The sequence below is a fragment of the Bradyrhizobium genomosp. III genome (genome assembly GCF_000261705.1).
GTDB classification, from domain to species: Bacteria; Pseudomonadota; Alphaproteobacteria; order Rhizobiales; family Xanthobacteraceae; genus Bradyrhizobium; species Bradyrhizobium ottawaense.
The window spans coordinates 1-1,395 of sequence record NZ_AJQF01000585.1 but is presented as its reverse complement, the minus strand read 5'-3'; the positions used below and the strand labels follow the sequence as shown (position 1 = coordinate 1,395).

Genomic DNA, 1,395 nt, shown 5'->3' with positions numbered 1-1,395 from the left:
GAGCTATGCGGGATTTTGGGTGACGAGGCGATCAGGCGGCGTGGTTTTCCGGCACTTGGATGACCTCGATGCCGTTTTCGAATCTGACACCTGCGATGACCTTCGGCAACTGATTTGTGCCTTTCAGCCGCCGCCAGGTCTTTGATGCGGCGCAGAGCAGCTTGAACACCATCAACTTGGCAGTCGTTGACGATAACGAACCTTTCGTGCGCACCGTTCTGTGCCGGACCGTCGCGAACACGCTTTCGATGGGATTCGTCGTCCGCAAGTGGTCCCAATGCTCGGCGGGGAATTCGTAGAACGCAAGCATTGCGTCGCGATCTTTCGTCAGGCACTCGACCGCCTTGTCGTACTTCGCTCCGTATTTCTCGGCAAAGACATCGATCGCCACTTCGGCCGAAGCTCGGTTGGACGCCAAATAGACCTCGCGCAGATCCTTCTTCATGCTGGCCTGTACCGACACTGCGACTTTGTTCAAGATATTCGCGGTTTTGTGCACCCAGCACCGCTGATGTCGCGTGGCGGGAAAGACCTCGTCGAGCGCCTTCCAGAAGCCGAGCGCGCCGTCACCGACGGCGATTTCCGGGGCGATCTTCAGCCCACGGGTTTTCGCCTCGACGAGCAGTTCGTGCCAGCTCTGCGTGCTCTCGCGCACGCCGACCTGGAAGCCGATGAGTTCCTTCTTGCCTTCCGGCGTCGCGCCGATCAGCACCAGCATGCATTCGCTGTGGTCTTCCATGCGAGCCTGCAGGAAGACGCCGTCCGCCCACACGTATACGTACCGGCGCGCCGACAGATCGCGCTTCTGCCAACGCTCGTACTCGAGCTGCCACTCCGTCGTCAGTCTGGAAACCACCGCCGGAGAAAGATTCGGCGCATCCTTGCCCAGGAGCGCCGCCAGCGCCTCCTGGAAGTCGCCCGTCGAGATGCCTCGCAGGTACAGAACCGGCAAAAGTGCATCCAAGCTCTTCGTGCGCCGTGCCCACAACGGCAGGATCGCCGAGGTGAAGCGGATCCGCTCGCCATCGCTGGTCACCGCGCGATCGCGAATCTTTACCCGGGCGACTTCGACGGCGCCGATCCCCGTCTGGATCGTCCGCACTGGACCATGGCCGTGCCGCACGAGGCGGTCGCGGCCATCGGGAAGCTTCAAGCCCTTCATCGCGGCGAGAAACGCCTCGGCTTCCATCTCGACAGCCTGCGCAAGCAGCTGCCGAGCACCAGATCGCAAAATATTCGTCAGTGGATCGTCGATCTCATCGGGCTGACGCAGTGGGACAATGTTGCTATGCTCGTTCATGGCGTATCGCTCTCCTTGAGGTTCTGGCAGGCTCGACACCCGCCTCGATACGCCGCCTATCTCATTCCGTCATCACCCAGTTTCCCGCATAGCTC

General features: G+C 61.1%; 1 protein-coding gene. It reads right to left on the bottom strand.

Annotated features, from left to right (window positions below; all coding sequences use genetic code 11):
• Positions 1 to 31 precede the first annotated feature (31 nt).
• Positions 32 to 1,300, bottom strand: coding sequence for an IS256 family transposase (locus tag IC66_RS0142260; RefSeq protein WP_035716818.1), 1,269 nt, complete (start codon positions 1,298 to 1,300; stop codon positions 32 to 34).
• Between the last annotated feature and the right edge of the window lie 95 nt (positions 1,301 to 1,395).